The 20,384-nt window shown below is 40.3% G+C and carries 18 protein-coding genes and 2 pseudogenes; 1 reads left to right on the forward strand and 19 read right to left on the reverse strand.

Translation table 11 applies throughout. The features are described 5' to 3' along the window. Positions 1 to 2: 2 nt before the first annotated feature. The 6 genes from AC3ANV_RS20750 to AC3ANV_RS20775 all read right to left on the reverse strand — a co-directional run bounded on the left by AC3ANV_RS20750 (position 3) and on the right by AC3ANV_RS20775 (position 6,902). On the reverse strand, positions 3 to 1,556 hold the full coding sequence (locus AC3ANV_RS20750; RefSeq protein ID WP_488310559.1) for a type I restriction-modification system subunit M: 1,554 nt from the start codon (positions 1,554 to 1,556) through the stop codon (positions 3 to 5). 24 nt (positions 1,557 to 1,580) lie between these two features. Then, a complete protein-coding gene (locus AC3ANV_RS20755) occupies positions 1,581 to 2,171 on the reverse strand; it encodes a restriction endonuclease subunit S (protein ID WP_488310560.1) in 591 nt (196 codons plus the stop codon). 167 nt (positions 2,172 to 2,338) lie between these two features. Continuing rightward, positions 2,339 to 5,092 (reverse strand): type I restriction endonuclease subunit R, encoded by a 2,754-nt coding sequence (locus AC3ANV_RS20760; RefSeq protein ID WP_488310561.1) that lies wholly within the window; start codon positions 5,090 to 5,092, stop codon positions 2,339 to 2,341. A 121-nt stretch (positions 5,093 to 5,213) separates the two neighbouring features. Continuing rightward, entirely contained in the window at positions 5,214 to 5,912 is a 699-nt protein-coding gene (thyX, locus tag AC3ANV_RS20765) for an FAD-dependent thymidylate synthase (protein ID WP_488310562.1), read from the reverse strand. 24 nt (positions 5,913 to 5,936) lie between these two features. Continuing rightward, entirely contained in the window at positions 5,937 to 6,368 is a 432-nt protein-coding gene (dut, locus tag AC3ANV_RS20770) for a dUTP diphosphatase (RefSeq protein WP_488310563.1), read from the reverse strand. A 24-nt stretch (positions 6,369 to 6,392) separates the two neighbouring features. Then, positions 6,393 to 6,902, reverse strand: coding sequence for an HNH endonuclease (locus AC3ANV_RS20775; RefSeq protein ID WP_488310564.1), 510 nt, complete (start codon positions 6,900 to 6,902; stop codon positions 6,393 to 6,395). A 223-nt stretch (positions 6,903 to 7,125) separates the two neighbouring features. Between AC3ANV_RS20775 and AC3ANV_RS20780 the strand changes: the two genes are divergently transcribed. Beyond that, positions 7,126 to 8,025 carry an AbiJ-NTD4 domain-containing protein gene (locus tag AC3ANV_RS20780; protein ID WP_488314289.1) on the forward strand — a complete coding sequence of 300 codons (900 nt, stop codon included), beginning with the start codon at positions 7,126 to 7,128 and terminating at the stop codon, positions 8,023 to 8,025. Positions 8,026 to 8,048: 23 nt separating this feature from the next. On the opposite strand, the gene nrdJ is transcribed toward AC3ANV_RS20780, so the two are convergent. From nrdJ to AC3ANV_RS20845, 13 genes and pseudogenes are all read right to left on the reverse strand, one after another. Then, positions 8,049 to 10,265: a ribonucleoside-triphosphate reductase, adenosylcobalamin-dependent gene (nrdJ, locus tag AC3ANV_RS20785; RefSeq protein ID WP_488310565.1), complete on the reverse strand. Its 2,217-nt coding sequence runs from the start codon at positions 10,263 to 10,265 to the stop codon at positions 8,049 to 8,051. Positions 10,266 to 10,402: 137 nt separating this feature from the next. Next, a pseudogene (locus AC3ANV_RS20790) lies at positions 10,403 to 10,519 on the reverse strand (SPOR domain-containing protein); the annotation flags it as partial. A gap of 78 nt (positions 10,520 to 10,597) precedes the next feature. Then, a pseudogene (locus AC3ANV_RS20795) lies at positions 10,598 to 10,993 on the reverse strand (glucosaminidase domain-containing protein); the annotation flags it as partial. Between the two features lie 62 nt (positions 10,994 to 11,055). Beyond that, the gene (locus AC3ANV_RS20800) at positions 11,056 to 11,607 is read right to left on the reverse strand and encodes an N-acetylmuramoyl-L-alanine amidase family protein (protein WP_488310566.1); all 552 of its coding nucleotides are present in this window, start codon (positions 11,605 to 11,607) and stop codon (positions 11,056 to 11,058) included. Positions 11,608 to 11,611: 4 nt separating this feature from the next. Beyond that, entirely contained in the window at positions 11,612 to 12,094 is a 483-nt protein-coding gene (locus AC3ANV_RS20805; RefSeq protein WP_488310567.1) for a crossover junction endodeoxyribonuclease RuvC, read from the reverse strand. Then, positions 12,091 to 12,996: a PD-(D/E)XK nuclease family protein gene (locus AC3ANV_RS20810; protein WP_488310568.1), complete on the reverse strand. Its 906-nt coding sequence runs from the start codon at positions 12,994 to 12,996 to the stop codon at positions 12,091 to 12,093. The genes AC3ANV_RS20805 and AC3ANV_RS20810 overlap by 4 nt, the downstream gene beginning before the upstream one ends. A gap of 36 nt (positions 12,997 to 13,032) precedes the next feature. Next, a complete protein-coding gene (locus AC3ANV_RS20815) occupies positions 13,033 to 15,318 on the reverse strand; it encodes a DNA polymerase (protein ID WP_488310569.1) in 2,286 nt (761 codons plus the stop codon). 82 nt (positions 15,319 to 15,400) lie between these two features. Then, the gene (locus AC3ANV_RS20820) at positions 15,401 to 15,604 is read right to left on the reverse strand and encodes a hypothetical protein (RefSeq protein ID WP_488310570.1); all 204 of its coding nucleotides are present in this window, start codon (positions 15,602 to 15,604) and stop codon (positions 15,401 to 15,403) included. 48 nt (positions 15,605 to 15,652) lie between these two features. Beyond that, positions 15,653 to 16,399: a hypothetical protein gene (locus tag AC3ANV_RS20825; RefSeq protein WP_488310571.1), complete on the reverse strand. Its 747-nt coding sequence runs from the start codon at positions 16,397 to 16,399 to the stop codon at positions 15,653 to 15,655. A 117-nt stretch (positions 16,400 to 16,516) separates the two neighbouring features. Then, positions 16,517 to 17,209: a BacL2 family protein gene (bacL2, locus tag AC3ANV_RS20830; RefSeq protein ID WP_488310572.1), complete on the reverse strand. Its 693-nt coding sequence runs from the start codon at positions 17,207 to 17,209 to the stop codon at positions 16,517 to 16,519. Positions 17,210 to 17,890: 681 nt separating this feature from the next. Then, a complete protein-coding gene (locus AC3ANV_RS20835; RefSeq protein ID WP_488310573.1) occupies positions 17,891 to 18,841 on the reverse strand; it encodes a toprim domain-containing protein in 951 nt (316 codons plus the stop codon). After that, positions 18,838 to 19,023: a hypothetical protein gene (locus tag AC3ANV_RS20840; RefSeq protein ID WP_488310574.1), complete on the reverse strand. Its 186-nt coding sequence runs from the start codon at positions 19,021 to 19,023 to the stop codon at positions 18,838 to 18,840. The genes AC3ANV_RS20835 and AC3ANV_RS20840 overlap by 4 nt, the downstream gene beginning before the upstream one ends. A gap of 89 nt (positions 19,024 to 19,112) precedes the next feature. Then, positions 19,113 to 20,369, reverse strand: coding sequence for a DnaB-like helicase C-terminal domain-containing protein (locus tag AC3ANV_RS20845; RefSeq protein WP_488310575.1), 1,257 nt, complete (start codon positions 20,367 to 20,369; stop codon positions 19,113 to 19,115). Positions 20,370 to 20,384: the final 15 nt, after the last annotated feature.

The following is a 20,384-nucleotide window of genomic DNA, read 5'->3' on the forward strand; positions in this document are numbered from 1 at the left end:
TTTTACAGCCCCAACTCCTTAAAGTACATCTCTAATTCTTTATCCACTTCTTCAATTTCTGTATCAATCTCATTTATGCGTTGTGACACAGCAAATAAATCAATCGGAGCTTCTTCTTCGAAAGTATCTACGTAACGAGGAATATTTAGGTTATAATCGTTATCTTTGATTTCATTTAATGTAGCTGCATATGAATATTTATCGATGGATTCTCGACTTAAATACGTAGTAATAATTTTATCTACATGTTCATCTGACAAAAGATTTTGGTTTTTACCTTTTTCGAATTGATTTGAAGCGTCAACGAAAAGAACATTGTCATCATGCTTGCGACATTTTTTGAATACTAAAATACAAGTAGGAATGCCTGTACCGTAGAAAATGTTTGCTGGTAATCCAATAACTGTATCTAAATAGTTCTTTTCTTCAATTAAATATTTACGAATAGCTTCTTCTGCTGCTCCACGGAATAATACACCATGTGGTAACACGACTGCCATTGTACCGTTATCATCCAATTGATGAATAAAGTGTTGTATAAAGGCAAAGTCTGCTTTTGATTTTGGTGCTAGTTTTGCATAAGCACTAAAACGTTCGTCTTCAATAAATTTGTCATCAGCACTCCATTTCGCACTATATGGCGGATTGGCAACGATTGCTTCAAAGCGTTGTTCGATATGTTGAGGCTCTTCCAATGTATCAGCATTTCGTATATCAAAGCGTTGGTAAGGAACTCCATGTAGCAACATATTCATTCGAGCTAAGTTGTATGTTGTCGATACTTTTTCTTGTCCGTAGTATTTGTGTACTTTCGCCTCTTTACCTACACGAAGTAGCAACGATCCAGAACCACAAGCACCATCGTAAACATCTCGAATTTCTGATTTACCAGCAGTCACAATTTTCGCTAATATTTTAGAGACTTGTTGTGGCGTGTAAAATTCACCAGCTTTTTTCCCTGCGTTTGCTGCAAATTGAGAAATCATATATTCGTATGCGTCACCTAGAATATCAATTTCAACATCATCTTGTAAAAATGGAATATCTGCAATGTTAACAATTACCTTACTAATTAAATTTGTACGATCCCTCACTGTACGTCCTAAGCGTGAAGAAGTTAAATCCATATCGTCGAATAGATTTTGGAAATCGTCTTGGCTGTCTGTACCTAGAGTAGATGATTCAATTGCTTTTACACCATTTTGTAGCATTTCGACATCAAAGTTACCATTTGCTCCTTTTTCGATTTCCTCAAGAAAGTGTGAGAATAAGAATTGAGGCTCTACTATATAACCTAACTCATCGATAAGATATTCTGCTAAGTCCTCGTGGTACTCTTCCTTTCCCCATGCATCTGAATATGAAATGTTATCTTCCTGTAGTAATTCGTTTGCACGTGCTTCAACTTTTTCTGATAGGTAACGATAGAAAATTAACCCTAAAATATAATCCTTGAATTCGCTGGCGTCCATTTGACCTCGTAGGTCATTTGCCATCGCCCATAATTTTTTATGTAAATCAGCTTGTTGTTGACGTTGTTTTTCAATCGTTGTCATAAATGTGTTCCTCCTTAGGTTTGATTAATTCACGTTGATACTTTGAATTAGCTTCTGTTGGATATATAGCTGTTGCAATTCACGTTTTTCAATCATTAACGATTCTTTTCGCTTTTTTAATTGAGCGATTTTGCCAATATTTATTTGCTTTTGAATAGGTGGTAAGTTAATTTCTAATTCCTTTAAATGAGATAGTTTCAATAATGAAATGACCGTTCCTTCACTTAACACAGACAGCTGTTTTTGAATGGATGGATGTTCATTAAAGTACCATTCAAAGAAGGTAACATTTACATCGCTTGTTAATTGAATTTTTATAAAGTTGTTAGTTAATAATAACCCGCTATATTTTTCAGGTAACAAAGCAACTTTTTGGGTATGTGTGTGCAAGATGAGACTATTTGTATCTGTTAAAAGTTGTGGTGTTAATTTTTCCTTTGGAACAGTAATTTCGGCACTTTTTTCATTTGAAATTCGATAGGTCAAGCCAAGGGTTTCGTTAAATTCTTTCAGTGAAAGCAATTTGACTTTTAATGTTTCAATGTTGTCAGAAAAAGTTTCCAACCGATTTGCAAAAGCACCTTGTGTAAATTGAGCAATTTGATGAAGTTTCACAGCACTCCTCCTTTGATATTTTTTAATATATCAGCACCGATATGTTTAATATAAATGATATTTTTTAAAATATCAACGTTTTTTTAATTTTTTTTTGATATTTTATAAAATAACAAGAAAGAGCGCTGATTTAGCGCCCTCTTTTTATTAAATGGGTAATGTGGTAACTACGCACCGTATTTTTCGGTAAAGTCACGAATGAATGAAGTAATCGCTTTGATTGCTTTATTCTTTTTCAAGAACGATCCTGATAAAGAATCCATAATCGCATTTTTTTCGATTAAACTGGAGTACTCAAATGTTGATATTTGTTCACGTAATACGCTATCATCAATATCTACTTCTTTAGCAAACGCTTCAAGTTCTTGTTCACTCATATCTTCTTCATATCTCTTGTATACATCAATAACGGATTCATTTGGTGCAATAGTCGGTGCAACTTTGTCTAGGAATCCTTTAATCAGGTCAATTTTTAAACGCAACTTCGGATCAGAGGCATGGTCTAATTCTTGTTTAATGAAACGAATCTCTCTGTCACGTTCTTTTTCATTTTCAGTGTTAAGGTTCGCAATGAGATTCAGAATGTAGCTTACGTTTATACGGTCTGTATGCATTAACTCTAACTCGAAGTCGATGTCATGCAGAATGGATTCTTTTGGCACTTCGCCACGCTTGAAATTCTCGTATACTTTGAAGTATTTGCTCTTGAAATCTTCGTATGATTGCTGCGAAATCTTCAGTTCTGTTTCATCAAACTCAAAATCAGAAAATGACTGTAAACGTTGGAGCAGTTTCGTGACATTTTTAAATGCAATGATAAATTTGCGTTTATCTTCTTCACGTTCCAACTCGTCAACTTCTTCTGGGATGACTGTAATTCCTCTTAAATTTTTCACAGCTTCTTTAAAAGCTTTTAGATATTCATCGTAGCTACCCATTAATACCGTATCAACATTATTTGTCTTAGAGAATAGCTTAATCGCTTCATCCGTATTCTCTTTTAAATTTCGATAGCAAATAATGTTACCGTATGGCTTTGTAGATTTTTCTACGCGATTTGTACGACTATATGCTTGAAGTAAGTCATGATACACCATATTCTTGTCTACATACAAAGTGTTGAGCGGCTTACTATCGAAACCAGTTAGAAACATTTTCACGACAAGTAAAATATCGATTTGTGCATTCTTCACTTTCTTCGATACATCGGAAAAGTAGCGATCCCAAGTCTCTGTAGAAAAGTCAGTATCGTACATTTTGTTATAGTCCACAATCATACGGTCTAATGCTTCACGAGAATGTTCACCCGTTCCATCGCTTTCCTCATTTTGTCCGTAAGAATATATTCCAGCAATTTTTAGATTGTGATTTTTTGATTTTAGAATGTCATAATATCGAATCAATGTAGGAATTGAATCAACGGCAAACATAGCACAGTAACCTTTACTTTTTGAACGTCTTACATGGTTACTTAGAATATTATCGGCAACAAGATTTAAGCGTATTTCATCATGCCATACTTCGTCCGTATCAATAGCATGTACTTTTGTTTTATCATTTTCATTAATATTGGCATTAAAGGTGCGAATGTATTCTACTGAGAAGCCAAGTACGTTCCCATCACGAATTGCGTCTTTAATTAAGTAATAATGTAAGCATTTTTCAAATAAATCGGCTGTTGTACGACCATCTTGGCTCTTGTTCTCTACAAAACGTGGTGTACCTGTAAATCCAAAGTACTGTGCATTTTTAAAATGCTGATCGATTTCTTTTCGCATATCACCAAATTGACTACGATGACATTCATCAATAATGAATACGACATGTTCTTGCTTGTATGGTTCCATAATGTGAGCGTACCTTGGATTCTTGACAGCATTGTTCATTTTTTGAATGGTTGTAACAATGAACCGCTTCATTGGGTCTTGAATTTGCTGGATAAGCATTTCTGTTTTATCTGTACGGTCAACTGAGCCTTTTTGGAACTTGTTGAACTCAGAAATGGTTTGGCTGTCTAAGTCTTGGCGATCGACAAGGAAGAAAACCTTTTTGATACTTTCTTCATCTGCTAAAATTTGACCAGCTTTAAAAGAGGTTAAGGTTTTACCCGAACCCGTTGTATGCCAAATATAGCCATTGTTGTTGGTTTCCGTTGCACGTTTTACCAATGCTTCTACCGCGTATACTTGATATGGTCGCATAACCATTAACGCCTTATCAGTATCATTAATGACCATGTAGCGACTAATCATTTTGGCTAAATGGCAGGGCTGTAAAAACGCATTAGCGAAATCTTGTAAGTTTGTAATCAGCTCATTCTTCTCATCCGTCCAGAAAAATGTGAACCCAAATTGAATATCGTAATCAGAGTTCGAAAAGTATTTTGTATCGACACCATTACTTACGACAAAGATTTGGAGGAATCGATACAAACCAGTAAATGTGTGACGACGATAGCGCTGAATTTGATTGAACGCTTCTTTAAAGTCTAGTCCACGTCGTTTTAATTCGATTTGAACAAGTGGCAAACCGTTAATTAGGATTGTCACGTCGTAACGATTTGTATATTTTCCAGTCACTGTTGTTTGCGTCGTGACTTGAAATAGATTTTTACACCAGTCTTTTGTGTTGAGTAACTCTACATATAATTGCGTTCCATCTTCACGTTCTATCAATAATTTGTCACGTAAGATTTTCGCTGAATCGTAAATGCTATTGCCTTCGATTAATGTAAGAATTCTCTTAAGTTCTTTATCAGTTAATGGTTGTCCATTTAGTTTATGTTCATTGAATTTATTGAGTTGTTCCTTAAAATTAGTTAGCAATGCGTTATAGTCCGCAATCTTGACTGCATTGTAGCCTATATTTACAAGTTGCTTAAGTAAATTTTTTTCAAGCGCTGCTTCAGGTTGGTATGCCATGCTTGGAACCTCCTTAGTACAATCATCCTCTAATTATACTAAAAAATTAATGTAAAAGTTTCATTTTAATAGTAATTTTTTACTAACGAAAAAAAAAAGAAACGGGATTCTCCCGCTTCCTCTATTTCAATTCAAAATACGGGTCAAGCCAATCTTCTTTTTCTACAACAACACTGCGAAGTTTTTCCGCAAGGTCGGCGATTTCCCATTGTGCCCCACGACCTTTGCGGCGTTTGGCGTAAAATTCAAGTAATGCACGAAGGTTACAAGTCATAGTCAGATTGATAGCAGCAGCATTCGGAAGAACAAAACGGGCATCTTCCGTTGGAATCCTTGTTTCCCGAAGTCTATCATATGCCTTTTGTATTACGTCCATAGTTTCAAGGAATATCTCGAATGCTTCGGGGTCTTCTTGAACTTTTGGCGGAACAATATAGTGGAATCCGCCTTTCTTCTTCTCGGAAGCGTCCGAAACATAACGTTGCGATTGCACGGAATATCCGAAACCTACACGGTGACGGGTTAATTGTGCCAACGCTGAACGAGAAAGACCTTCGATTGCAAACGTGAATGAAATGTGTTCCAGCGTTGAAGTGTGCCCGCTTGAAACAATGTGACGGAATAAACGATCGGCGTCCGTTCCGCCTTTCCCGTCCGAAGCTACCTTTTGTTGATACTTTTCGTATTCCGCACCGTCAAACAAATCGGAAGGTTTATTGTGAGAATAGCAAGTTCGAATCGCAGTAAATGCAATTTCCCTTGCATTTGGTGTGCTTGCTAACAATACAACTTTCAATTCACTTTGTTTTTCGTTAATCATTCGAATCCCCCCTTTTGCCATGACTTACACACCCGTTGACCCGAAGCCGCATGTTCCACGTTCCGAAGCGTCGAGTTCGTCAACAACCTCGGTTTCGATTTTTTCTTCGTATTTCTTGAAAACTGCTTGTGCGATTCGGTCGCCGGCCTTTACCTTGAATGGAAGAAATCTTGTGTTAAATAACACGATTCCAACGTCGCCCCGATAGGTCGGTTCGATCGTTGCAGGCGTATTCAAGACCGTGATTCCCTTTTTCAATGCAAGCCCGCTTCTCGGTCTGATTTGCATTTCGTACCCTTTTTCGGGTTGTACGGCGATTCCAGTTCGGAACAATTTTCGCTGGAACGGAAAGACCCAACCCGAATCTATCGTTGCAAGGTCAAGGCCGACGTCCCCTTCAATTTGTTGTTTTGGAACAATTGCGTTTGGGTGCAGCTTTTTTACTTTTAACTTCATAAACAATTCCCCCTTGATTTGTTTTTAGGAAGCACAATGGAAGTATTTTTGTCTTGCACGAATAGCCACACGGTTTGCTTCTTCCTTCGTCTTGTAAGTGCCGCAATGAATCGTCTTACCGTCCTTTTGAAGCCGAACAAACCACTTACCCGACTTATTACGATAAACATTTCGCAATCCCGACGTGACATTGTTCCTTTGTGCCCCACTTCGGTTTTGACCGTTTTGCGAATAGGACACGACGACAAGGTTTTCACGCCTATTGTCCAGCGTGTTATGGTTAAAGTGGTCAACAACCGTCTTCGGCGGATTGTTCGCAATTATTTGGTGAAGGTAAACAGTTACTCCGCCAATCTTTGTCCCGACGTAAATCTTCTCACCCCGAATTCCACCAACGTCCATTGCATACCAGCGACCGGAAATTGAATCGACACGTGAAAGGTCATTCGTGGAAATAACCGTCGTGGTCAATTCCCCTTTGTATTGAAGGAAAATGACAGTGACGTTCCCACGAATTTCATATTTGTTTCGCATTCCATCACGCCCCTATTCGGTTTTCGTAATCTTGTTTACAAGGTTACTTGTGGGGCGAAATGGAACAATTGTGACGCTAAAACAAAAGAAATACGGGCAAATTTTTACATCAACACAATTCTTGTTTTTAACAATATTGATAGAAACAAAGGTGAAAAATACTAGGGATTCATTTAAAATAGAAGGAAAGATATGGTTAAATCACATAGAAATGAGGAAGATTATCGTGCATGAGTATTTTAGTGATAGAGAATTAGGGAAACAGGAATTGAAATCCGAAGAAATTACGGTTTCTGTCTATAACGGGATTATTGGCTTATACAAAAAATTTCAAAAGAACTTTTCTTTAGATTATCCTGATACTTGTCCCGATAACGACATGGTTTGTGGCACGGACGTTCAACTTCTAAATGCCGCTATAAAAGCACAAATCCCTAATATGGAAACGCCTGTCAATGTTAAATGGGACGAATACGATGACGTTAACAAATACGCCTTACTTGACTTCATCGAATTCTGTTATTCAAAAATTGCGGATATAAATGAAAGTGACTATCATAGTTGGTTCAAGCACTATCACATTTTCTTTCCAGACACCGAAAACGAAAAAGAAAAATTTCGCACCGAAGTGAATCAAATCTTTGCAAGGAATGGAATTGTATTTTATCTAGATCTTGACGGTATGATTAAACGTCAATTACCAACCCAATTGGACGCTGTTCTTCAAAACCTCAACGTTAAATCTAAGGACAAAGATTTGAACGAATTAGTAAACTCTGCAATCGAAAACATCAGAAAGCCAAAAGAATTTGACCGTCAAATAGCACTTGAAAAGATATGGGACGCATTTGAACGATTAAAAACCTTCTACGACAGTGACCCAAAGAAAAAGAAGGCTTCGGCACAAACATTGGTTACGAATGTAGCGGCAGGAACAGCAGATTTTGACGTTCTATTGGACGCCGAATTCAAGACACTAACTGATATTGGAAACAAATATCAAATTCGGCACTTCGAAACTAGTAAAATAAAAATAGGTTCTATGAAACAGGTCGATTACTTGTTTTATCGCATGATTGCATTAATTGACTTATGTATGGATAAGGTAAATAACGAAAATTAAAGCGGGGATTTCCCCGCTCTTTTTTATTTGATAGGGCAAGCACCGCCAGCACAATCTTCTTGACCAACAAGTTCAAGGTCTTTTTCACTTGCAACGTTCATTCCTTGAATCTTCTTGATTAGTTCATAGATATCTTGGACGTTGCCTTTGATTGCTTTGATTCGTTCTTCGTAAATTTCTTTTGTGATTGGTTCTTTCGGTGCTTGTTGGTAGCCGTGACCGCTAAACGGAAGTAGCGAAGTTGATTTTGTTACGTCTTTATATTTAACGAATAATGGTGCAATCTTGTCGTGTTCGTGTTCGTGGAAAGTGATCGTACATGAAACGGAATTGTCCGCCCAATATTTTTGCATGAAGGCTTGCACGGCGAATTGTTCTTCGATAGATACTTCACCCGCCGAAACGAATCCTTCTTCGTCGGCCGAAGCTGCTTTGACAAGGAATTCAACAACCTTTGTGTTTGCGGAATAAACGTCGTCTTCAATGTGATATCCCGCCATTTCGATTGCCGGAAGTAACGGGTCGTTTGCTTGGAATCGAATACGTTGAATGATATAAGCGTCATAGTGATAGTGAACGCCTTCGGAAACGCCAGCAAGTTTTGAAACCGTTCCGCTTGGTTTGACGGTTGTTCGTTTGTTGGAAGGATTGCAGCCAAGTTTTTCAGAATATGCAAGGTCGGCAGCAACAACGGCTTTGTATAAACCGTCAACCGCTTCGATTGCAGCTTCGTTGTAAATTGGTTCATTTCCGTTCCAGCCAACAACAAGACGTCCCCCAAAGTTCTTCAATACCCAATCTTGAATTCCAGACATTGAAACCCCGATTCGGCGATTCTTTGCGATAATCTTGCGGGAAACTTCCCATTCGTAATTTGAGAATGTGACACGTTTTGCATATCGTGCAGCAAGACCGAATGCTTCTGCCAAGTCCCAGCCTTGTTCTTCCGCAATTAACGGGAAGACTTCAAATAGGTTACATGGTTCACCGTTTCCAAGCGTAATTTCACCGCAAGGATTTGTGCCTTCGGCGTCTTCGTCAATGTTTTCTTGGAATCCGTCAACAATACGTCCGAAGTGTCTTGATAATTCCATGTTCACAATGCCTGGTTCTCCATTGACGATAATTGAAGCCGCAATTTCGTCGTAATCCGTGAAGGAACGGTCAACAATAACGGAATTGTTTGAAGCCCAACGGTGCGAAATCAATGCTTCTTGGTCTTGCTTCATTGTGATATATGCGGAATCAGTAGGCGAACCAAGTGCGATTTCGGCCGAACGACGAACATTTCCAGCAACGACCGTTTTTCCGATAAGGTTGCAAATATCGGTTGATTCAACGGAAGTCAAACGGCGTCCAACAGCTTTGTTCAAGATTCCGTTCACTTTTAACAATAATTCAACCAATGGTTTTGCACCCGAAGCAACCCCGCCAAAGCCTTTGATTCGTTTTCCTTGTTCACGAATGTCGGTCACGTCAATGATAATCCTTTCGACGTCTTGACGAATTGTTTGCGTAGAGTGTGAATCAATGACCAATGCGTTTGATACGACCCAACCTTCACGGTCGTCGGGCGTTTTATAAACAATATCTTTGTCGGTGTAAATAACTTCGTTTCTATCGACCGCACCCGCTGCAATGATTTGGTCATAGTCGCCGTTTTCCTTACCAACTACAACGACAAGTTCAACCTTACGATCAACTATCGGCATTTTATTCATGTTTTCTTCAACAACGGAAAATCCGACCCCGCCGCCTTTCATCAATTGGTCAAATAAGAAGGAAAACGGCATTGATACGGTGATTTCATTTTTGTCGTTGAGATAGAACGGAACAATGTGTGAATCGCCGTATGCTTGCGGACGGATAGCAATGAACCAGCAATTGTTGAGTGCGTCCCCGTTACGCTTTTGGAAGTCCGTTCCCGAAATCCATAAATTCCGACCACTTGCAGCACCAGCCAAACCATAAAGAAGTTTGTATAATTGTTTTGCTTCGTGAATCAATTCGTCAACTACATAGAAGGGAACTTTTTCTTGCTTCAAACGTGGGTCAAGATTGATATTTCCTTCAACTACACGTTTGACGGTTTCGTGCCATTCTTCGGTTCTGTTTTCTGCTTCAATCCAGCGGGCATAAGTCCGTTTGTAAGTGACCCAACCTAACGCCCCCCAATGCGGTTGAATAGATTTCGTAACTTCTTCAATAAAACTTTGAGGAAGTGAGATTTCGTGTGCCATTCGTTCAAACCCCCTTGATGTTGCGGTTTCCCGCTTTTTCGTATGCAAGAAAACTTGTGGCTTCATTTGTTCGATTTGTGACGCACAAAAAAGAAAAAGACGGAAATCTTTTCGATTCCCGCCTTTGTCGTCAACCATTATTGAGTTTTAATAATAACGTCAAATCCCGCTGCTTTCGCCTTTGCTGCCAACGCTTCGGCATTTTCCTTTTTACTGAAAGCACCGACCTGAACAACAAACAATTCTTTTTTCGGAATTGATGAAGCTGCAAGCGATTTGAAAATGTTCAAAATATCCCTTCCGTAATTACTTCGCATAGCCCAACGGTTGTCAAGGTCTTCAAAATGCGGTGCAATTCCACGTGTCACGTATTTGAAGCGTGGGTCAATGATCGCTTCACCGCTTGGAAGATTATCTTTGCAGCCATACGCAAACAAGTGTTGAATTTGTGCTTTTACACCATCTTCAACCGTTGCAAATGAATTTCCTTTCGCCCCGTTTCCAACCGCACCCATTCCACAATAATTGTGTTGGTCAGGCGAAACGGACGAACCTTCGAACTTGAACCAACCCGTTTCAAGGATTGATTGACAAAACGCAATATCGCCCCGAACACCGTATTTTTGACCGTAATCAACGAAGGCTTTTGCAATCTTTTCGATTTCTTTTGCGTTTGGATTCTTCGCTTTTACGAAAGCAACCATTTGGTCAACGTTGGTCACTTGCATTTTTCCGATAATTGCGGTGTGTCCGTCGTGATTTTCGGTCGTTGGTTGCGGTGCGGGGCTAATTACTTTTTTGCCCCGACGATATCAGCAACCCCCTTCGCATATGCTTGTGCGATATCTTCAAGGAATGCATCGTTTTTCAAGTGAGCTGCGTCGCTTGCCGAATCAATGAATAAGGTTTCAACAAGTGCAGCTTGCATTGTAGTTTCACGAAGAACGGCATAGTTCGCCTTTTTCATGCCCCTGTCTTTAATTCCATATTTCTTTAATACAGGAACAACGGCATTGTGAATTTTTTGTCTTGATTTATCGGTTGCCCCGCCGGTCGCACAACCGTCCCAAATATAGTCTTCATAGCCAGTTCCGCCGCCAGCATTTACGTGAATTGACAAGAAGAACTTTGCACCTTCATGGTTTGCCATATTAGCACGTTCGGACAATTCATAAAAGACGTCGGTTGTTCTTGTATATTTAACCGTTACCCCGTAATCATTTGTAAGGATATCGCCAACACGTTTTGTCAAAGCAAGCGTGATATCTTTTTCACGTAATCCGTTACCGACTGCCCCGCTATCCTTTCCGCCGTGTCCTGCGTCTAAATGAACAAGTGCCATAGTATCAAACCCCCTTTGAAAGTTTCAATTTTTCGATCAAGGTAAGTGCAACGCCAATTGCGTCGGATTCGTCGTCCGAAGCAAATTTATAGTTAGGAAGATTCAAAGTTTCCCGAATGGAATCTTCGATGTCTTCCTTCGACGCTTTACCATTTCCCGTGACTACTTTTTTAATTGTGGAAGCGGCGTATTCTACAAGGTCGTTTTCAGCAAAAAATTCTTCGGTGACGCCGTAAGCCTTGAACAAGGTTTGCGTCGATTTTGTATGCCGAGAAAATCCCGCTTCCCTTGCGACAAAGGAAATCGGATATTTCTTCATTATTTTTCGAAATTCTTCCCGCTGCTTTCGAAGTCTTCGCCCGTGTGATAGTTTTGTGTTTGCTTTGATAATGCCCGAATCAACGTATTGAACGACGCCTTCCGCTATGGAAAGCACCGCCCACCCCGTCGAGTTCATAGAAACATCAAGCCCCAAGACGTAAATCATAGACTTCCGTCCTTTTCGCAAATTTCTTTGAACGGGCAAAACAAACACTTGTCATATTCGGGCGAAGGAAGAACACCGCCTTTCACTTTGTCCGCAACACGGGCAAATTTATCAAGCAAATCTTGCTTTTGACTTTCGGTAGGTCGGAAATAGAAACAACGAATATCTTGTTTTGCTTCCGTCCCCTTGTTCCAACCGTCTTTTGCAAGTGATTCATAGACAAATAGAAATTCATCAATTCCAAACAATAGCGAATAGGCGATTGCTTGTTGCTTGTGCCCGTCTTGGGCGTCTTTCATTTTGTAATTGCCGACCGCCCCGATTGTGGTTGATTTCGTCTTGAATTCGAATCCAACCCGTGACTCGTCTTTATATCGTAAGATTCCGTCCATCATACCGAAGACTTGGAATCTAGTTCCGTTATGATCGAATTGTTTTACGTCCTTCAAATTGTGTTCCCAGGCTGCCGAACCGTCGGGCATTTTCTCAACGGTGAATGCCGGAGTTTTCAAGTGAACTTCGGCAAGCAACAAATCCTTTTGGACGGCTGCATGAACCGCCGAACCGTTTCGAACCCAACGCCTTTGATACGGGAACATTGGTTGTTCGTCTTTTTCCGCCCTTGTTGCCTTATAGAACAATTCACGTTCACACTTCGAAGCCGAAGACGGCGAAAATGTTACAAGACCGCTTTCGAAGTTTAATTGTTTTGGATTTCGAATGTTATTCAATTCTTGTTCAAGAACCGCTTCTTCAATATCACGGTCATAGATTTCAGATAACGAATGAAATCTTTCGAAATGATTTAACATTGCCGTCGTTAATTCTTCGCCCCTATCGTGACCCGTTACTTCTTGGTGAAGTTCGTCACCCCTAGCGATAAATAATTTGGATTTATTCATTTATGCCCCCCCTTCGTTGAATAGGAAGGGCGACAATTAAGCCGCCGCAAACCATTCAGATTTTTTGATTTCGTTGCCCCATTCGTGCATGAAGGCAACGTCAACTTTTAAAGGAACTTCAAGATTTGTTGCCCCCGTCATTGCTTCTTCGATGTCAGCAACTTGTTCTTTCGTGATTGTTGCTGGAACTTCAAGAAGTGCTTCGTCATGAACCGTTCCAAGAATCTTCCAACCCTCATATTTCTTGCAAACCGCCGCAAGGCGTAACATAGCCCGCTTCATGATATCCGCCGCACTTCCTTGGATGATTGCATTGACGGCTTGACGACGTACACGTTCAACCTTTCCTTTGACGTTTTGGAATCGACGTTTCAGATCGTAAGGAAGAACGTCTTTATATTTGTTGTCCCATATATTTGTAGGAAGTTTTTTCGTTCCAAGACGGCGACAAATTTCCGCTGCAAGTTCGTCATAAACTTCCGCATATTGTTTGTGGTTCGGGAAGCGACGTTTGCGTCCGTAAAGTGTTTCAACGTATTCATTTTCTTTTACACATTGGTGAATTGACGCAATCCATTCGCCAACCTTCGGATATGCTTCATAGAAGTCGTGGATAAATTGTTCTGCTTCTTCAACGGAAATTTCCAATTGCTTTGCTAATGTGAACATTGAAGTTCCGTACATAACCGCCAACAATCCGACCTTCATCATTTTCCGCCATTTCGAACCGTCACCGCATTCTTCGATTGGCTTCTTGAAGGTCTTTGACGCAAGTGTTGAATAAAGGTCATATCCTTCTTTGTAAGGTTTTCGAAGTTCTTCGTCCCCCGTTATGTGAGCAAGAACACGGGGTTCGATTTGTGAAAAGTCCGAACCAATGATTATGAATCCGTCGGGTGCTTTGAACAAAATCCTTGCGGACGGCGGCAATTGTTGAAGGTTTGGTTCTTTCGAAGCGAATCGCCCCGTCTTCGTTGCGTTTTGCATGAATTGTCCATAAACACGACCCGTTGATTTAACAAGTTCGGGAAGTTTTTCAATGAATGAAGATAACAACTTCGAAACTTTTCGATAATCCAACAAGAGTTGAACGTCGTCATATTGTTCGGCCAACTTTTTCAAAGTGTCTTTGTCGGTTGACCTTTTTCCCGAAACGTCGGGATATTTCAACTTGTCATATAAAACGCCTTGAAGTTGTTGCGGCGAATTGAAGTTTATATCGCCGAAGTGATTGATTAGTTCTTCATGAAGCCGTTTTTCTTCGGCATGAAGTTCTTCACGAACTTTGTCAATTTTGGATTGTTCGTTCAATAGGAATCCTGCTTCTTCCATATCAACGCAAATTTCCAGCAATGGATTTTCAAGTTCGTAATACAAATCACGAATCTTTTTCAATCCCTTTCGATTGAATTGTGATTCTATAAATTTGTAGAACTTGACGGTCAAATCCGTGTCCTTTGCTGCATAAACAAGGGCAATATCCAACGGAACATTGTCAAAGGTTGCATTCCCGAATAAAGTTCCGAAAGTATCGTTTTCCGGCTTTACGCCCATGAATTTCGCATATTTATTTGCAAGGTCTTTCAGCTTGTAAGTCGATTCGTTCTCGTTCAAGACCCACATTGCAATCATTGTGTCCATGTGAATTCCACGAAGCCGAACCCCTTCCATAGCGAAAACGTGAGCGTCGAATTTCGCATTATGAAGAACTTTCCGTTTATGCTTATTGGACAAATACGGCTTCAAACGATCCATAACGTTTTTGGGTGAAAGCTGCCTTCCTTCCTTGTGCCGAACTGGAATATAAACGTGTTGATTTGCATTCGGGAATGATAAGGATATACCAACCATTTTTTTAGTGCCGTAAACAATATCAAGACCGTCGGTTTCCGTATCAAGACCAACAAGTTCTTCTTCGTCCCATAGTTCGCAAATCCAATCAAGTTGTTCTTCGGTTTGAATCAAGTGATAATTGTCGGGCGTTTCTTCGACCATTTTTTGAAGTTTTTCTTCCCGCTGCATTTCGGCAAGTCGGGCATACATTCGAAGTGCTTCGGCCTTTGACAACTTCGGCGTTTGTGGGAAAATCTTTTCGGCTTTCCATGCTTCGAAAGTTTCTTCAAGCCGTTGTTGGTCTTTCGCCGAATTTTTCGGATTGTTCAAGATTTCCTTCCATTTCGCAAGCATTTCTTCACGGGTCATTTGCTTTGCTGCCCGTTTTTTCTTTTGTGCCTTCTTCACGGCTTCCTTCGCTTTTGATTCCTTTGCCTTTGCGTTTTCCGCAAGTTCGTCCCAACCAAAATCGAATTCTTGTTGATTCATATATCAACCCCCGCTTTCATTCGTTTTACACCGTGATTTGTGGAACAAAAAACCCGCCTTGTGACGGGCGGGCAAAATTTTTTTATTCTTTTTTGTCGTGATATCTAACAACGAACAAAATCCGCATTAGAACAAACAAGGCGATTCCGTGACCGATTGCCAATTTAGGAAGTCCGAAAATGAACGGCATGGTTACGTTCCAGGCTAATGAAACAATTATTCCAATTACGAATAATACAAAGGCGATCGCCAATAACATTCCGAACAAATTCAAGATAGATTTCACAATGTTTCCCCCTTTTAGCGAAGGACGGCTTTACGCCGCCCCGTTAAATTAGAAATCTTTTGTTGGGTCTTCGTTTTCTTCAATTGGTTCACCGTCGTCTTCGTCGGAATCAGCGTCGTTTGCATTCACCTTCACGTCAATTCCAAAGACGTCTTTGACGGGGAATCCCGCTTGCTGCAATTCTTTCGCTTGTTGTTCGGTTGTGCGGGCTTGAAGTGCTTCTTCGAATAATTTGTCTGGAACGGTCACGTCCTCATATTTGTCGAACACTTCTTGAACTTCCGCCATTTTCTTCGGCATGATTGGGGAAAGCGTATAAGAAGTTTCGTTCTTTTCACCAACCCGCTTGAACGTGAATGCAATCGAATCAAGTTCGTCGGCGTATTCATCAATTGTTGCGATAAGACCGTCGGCTTGTGCCTTTGTTGCGTCAAAGACCCGAATCATATCTTCTTCAAGGTCAACGAAGGCAAAAAGAACACGCTTCTTTGCATACATTTGATTCCATTCGCTTTTTCCGTCCTTGTCTTTTTCAACAAGATCGCCGTTATAATTGGCAGCTTCACACATTAGGCAACGTTCACCAGCAACTTTGATACAAGGTTGAGTGTAAACGCCTTTTGCATAATGACCGTGAGCTTTATAAGCGACATAATCAAATTTTGTGAGAATGCGAACTTTGCGGCTTTGACCGGCTTTTAACCGAATGAACGCTTTTTTCAAATCAAGTTTGTTGCTGCCGCCGCCTTCAATAGCCTTTTTTGCTTCGTCGCCACGACCCATAATGATTGACATTGTATCAAGCCCCCTTTTGGAATTTTTTCGGTCGAATCATATCGACACCGTGACTTGTGGTTCATTAGCAACAAAATGTGACGCATGAGAAAAATTTTTTATAAAAAAAAGCCCGAATTAACGGGACATTCTTTCAGCCATGAATTTTGCAAATGCTTCTTTTGAGCGTTGAATCAATTTCCGCATTTTTGCGTTGTTGGAATCAGCTTCGCCCGTTGCAATCGCAAGTGCGTCGCCATCATAACCTAACGCCATGAAGCGAATGACATTTGCATATCTTTCGTTTACTTGGGCGAATTGGTCAATGATTTCCATTTCTTCACGTTGACCAAGAAATTCAGCTTCGGCCGACTTTGTTTCGCCAAGAACTACTTCGGCAAGCGTTTTGTCTTCTTCGGAATCACCGCCGATTTTACGGTCTAGTGAATCCCAACGAGCAGAAGCGTATGAAACACCGTCTTTGTCGTTTTCATTACCTTTTGTTTTGTATTGACGCCAAGTGTGAGCTTCAGCAAATTGGAAGCGACGAAGAACTATGTTTTTGAAGGTTGAACCGCCGTTAATTTGGAATGCTTCAAGCGCTTCCCATAGATATTGCATAAAGCGTGATTCAAAATCTTCACGTGGGATTTGGATTCCATAGTTTTCAGCTTTGCGAACTGCATTGTTCGCACATTTACGGATATACTTCTTCATTGCTTCGAATACTTCGGCAAGGATATCTTGTTTTGCGAATGCGTTTGTTTGTTTTGCGTATGCAACCGCTAATCCTTCAACATTTACCCAAAGAGTTTGATTTGCTTTTTTCATGAAGATTCCACCTTTCGAAAATTTGAATTTTTGAATTTCAACCGAACTTGTGGTTCGGAAATTGGCGTTTGTGACGCCGAGGAAAAAAAGTTTTGAAAAATTGCGTTGAAGTGTGATAAAGAAAAAAATCAAAAAACTTAACAGAAACTTTTAAAAACGTGTAATCTTGTAAACTTGTTTACGTTGAAGATAAAAAAATACAGACCTACCCCAAGGAACGTATGTTCGGTTTGAACCGTACACGAATACAAGCTGCGGCGATCAATTTTTAAAAACAAAAAAAGCCGCAACCTTCCAATTGGAAAGTCACGGCTAAAAGCAGATTCCGAAAAGAGCGTTCGTAACTTTCACAATCGCCAATCACGGGTTATCCGTTTGTCAAAGAACACACTTACTTGCTAGGGATTCCGTTGGGCGTCGTCGAAGCATTGACGCCAGCGAAAGATAATTTGAAAGATACTGCTTGGAATGGTGCTACTTAGGAAATGCTTGAAAACTTGCTTCGTGTTCGTATGTAATTTTGTTTACATGTTTACAAGATATTTATGAAGAATGGACTAGCACTCTAATAGGGAGAGTGCTAATTTACGATTTAATTATACGACGAAAACGTAAACTTGTAAACAGGTTTACGTTTAATTCTTTTTGCGATAATAAAAATCGGTCGGGAAGATTCGACAATTATTCCCAACCGAACACATTGACAGCATTTATATTCAATTGTTCTATTTCATCACGTGCTTCGTTAATATCCTTGTATAATGAATTTCGCCAATTGACTTCTTCCAAATGAACCAAACCAGCAACACCCTTGACGATTGATTTATTTGCTTTCCTTCCGTCCTTATCGTTATCGGTCGCAATGACCAATTCTTCAATTCCAACTTTCAAAATCAAATCACGTTTTGCGTGCGACAAATACGAAGTACCAATCGCAATTGCTGGAATTCCTTTCGCCCACAACGTCAAGGCGTCGATTTCAGATTCAACAATCCAAACCCGTTTGCAGCCCTTCCGAACGACCCAATGAATTCCGTATAAATGATTTCGAATCGGTTGACCACCCTTCACGTACCAAAACAACTTGTTGTGAACGTTACGGTGCTTCCATGAAACGATATTTCCTTTAATATCATGCCAAACAAGGACGACTGATTTTGTCTTCGGGTCATAGCCGACGTCAAACGCCCGTTGAACTTTGAACGGAATTCCCCGCCGTTCCAAATACGGGTGCTTGAACAAATACGGCTTCAATTCAGCACGATCAAAAATCTTTGTGTTGCGGTCTTCTTCGACCCAATCGTCTATTGACGGAAGTTCCAATTTATCAAGGTCGCCGAACTGCGGTGAATAAAGCGAAATCAAATATTCTTCGGTTTCTTCATACGATTCACGGCGAAACCATGACAATAATTTCACGAAGTTTCCCTTCCGCCATTCTTCGTCATCATTACCCGAATCAATGAATGTTCCGTTTTCAAGATTGACCGCAAAGGACGGGTGTTTTTCATCACGAAACGGCGAACACGCAATCAAGCGGTCGCCTTTCCAATTTGGTTGTTCCCAATCGAAATCTTCAATTTCGGCTTTTATATCAACGGGCAATTCCATTCCACGAATTCGAACCGTCATTCATTTCCGCCCCTTTCACCTACTGCTAATGCGTCCATAAGCAAGGATAATTCCCTTTCGTGTTTGGCAGCGTCGGAAAATCGCTTTTCGCCCCAGGCATGACGGAATAGCATTAATTGTTCAATCACGTGAACTTCAATTTCTTCGAACGGCAAATCCCAATATTTATTGTTTGTTTTCATGTTTACTTCCCCCTTTGTAATCTTGTTTACCCAAGCCGCAAAATTGCCCCTAATATATTGTTCTTTTATTTCATAACTAAAAATGTGAATTAGAACAAATCGGTCAATTGCGGTTCTTCAATGAATCCAAGATTGAAATTGCAATGAAGGTCGATTGTCTTCCCAACGATTGGTTCACGTGCTTTTGCGACAAGTAATTGTCCAATCCCGTCGTGTTGGTCAAATGTCAATATCATTGCGGGGTCTTGAATTAAAGCAATACTTTCGGAATATGCTTCGATTGGCGGTGCTTTGACGATTCTTGCACCCGTTTCTTCGTCCAGTTCTTTGTTTTCTTTTTCTGCTGCTGTGTTTACTTGGTGCGTAACGATTCCAAGAACGTTATGACGGGCGAACAATTGGCGAAGTCTTCTTGACGTTGTTGTCATGGAATTCCGATCGTTGGTGCGTCCGTGGTTCATAAGGTTGAAACCGTCAATGACCACGACGTCCGTATCGGGATTTTGTTCAAGGTCTGCTTCAAGCACGTCAAGCGATAATCCCTTCGGCAAATCTTCCATTGTCTTGATTAGCAATTTCGGCTTTTCTTCTTCCGTCAAATCGAATTGTTCAAGATAACGGAAATATTCTTCTTCATTGTCCAAAGCCCCACGACGTAATTGTGAATTATTGAAGTGAGCGTCCAGCGTTTCAAATCGGCTTTGCTGCTGCTTTTGGGATAATTCCGGCGAATAGTAAAGAATGTTTTTTCCTTGCCGCTTCCAAGCGTGAAGCCCAATATCCGAAGAAATCCAAGATTTCCCCCTATTCGTGTAAGCCATAATCAGCAAATAGTCACCGATTTCCGCTTGTAATCCGCCGTAAGGCAAATCAACGTATTGTTCCGAATGCTTTTCCTTCGAATCAATATATCTTTGTTTACGTTCTTGACCGTTGGTTGCAAAGTCAACGCCTTGTGAAAAGTCGGTCGAAGTGTCCCGTTCAATCTTATCGAACTCTTTCTTTATCCAAGAAACAAATTCATCCCCTTTATTCCCAACTTCTTTGAACTTTGTTCGGGCTTTCGTTGCAATCAATTCGAACGCACGGCGTTTTGCAGCTGCTTGTTTCAATCTTGTCGCAAGCCCTTTGAATGGTTCGTGAACGGCTTCCATATATTCGAAATCGGGAAATTCAGCGACAACCGTTTCCACGTCGGGACACGAACCAAACTTCTTCCGATAGTCAACGACAAAATCGAACACTTCCCCGTTCCGTTCGAAATCGTCCGCACGAACGTTGAACTTCAACACGGAATGAACGTTGTTTTCGTCCAACATTTTCGAAATAATTTGTTCTTCAATCATGAAGTGAACCCCCTT

It is taken from the genome of Neobacillus sp. DFD-2R (assembly GCF_057747865.1).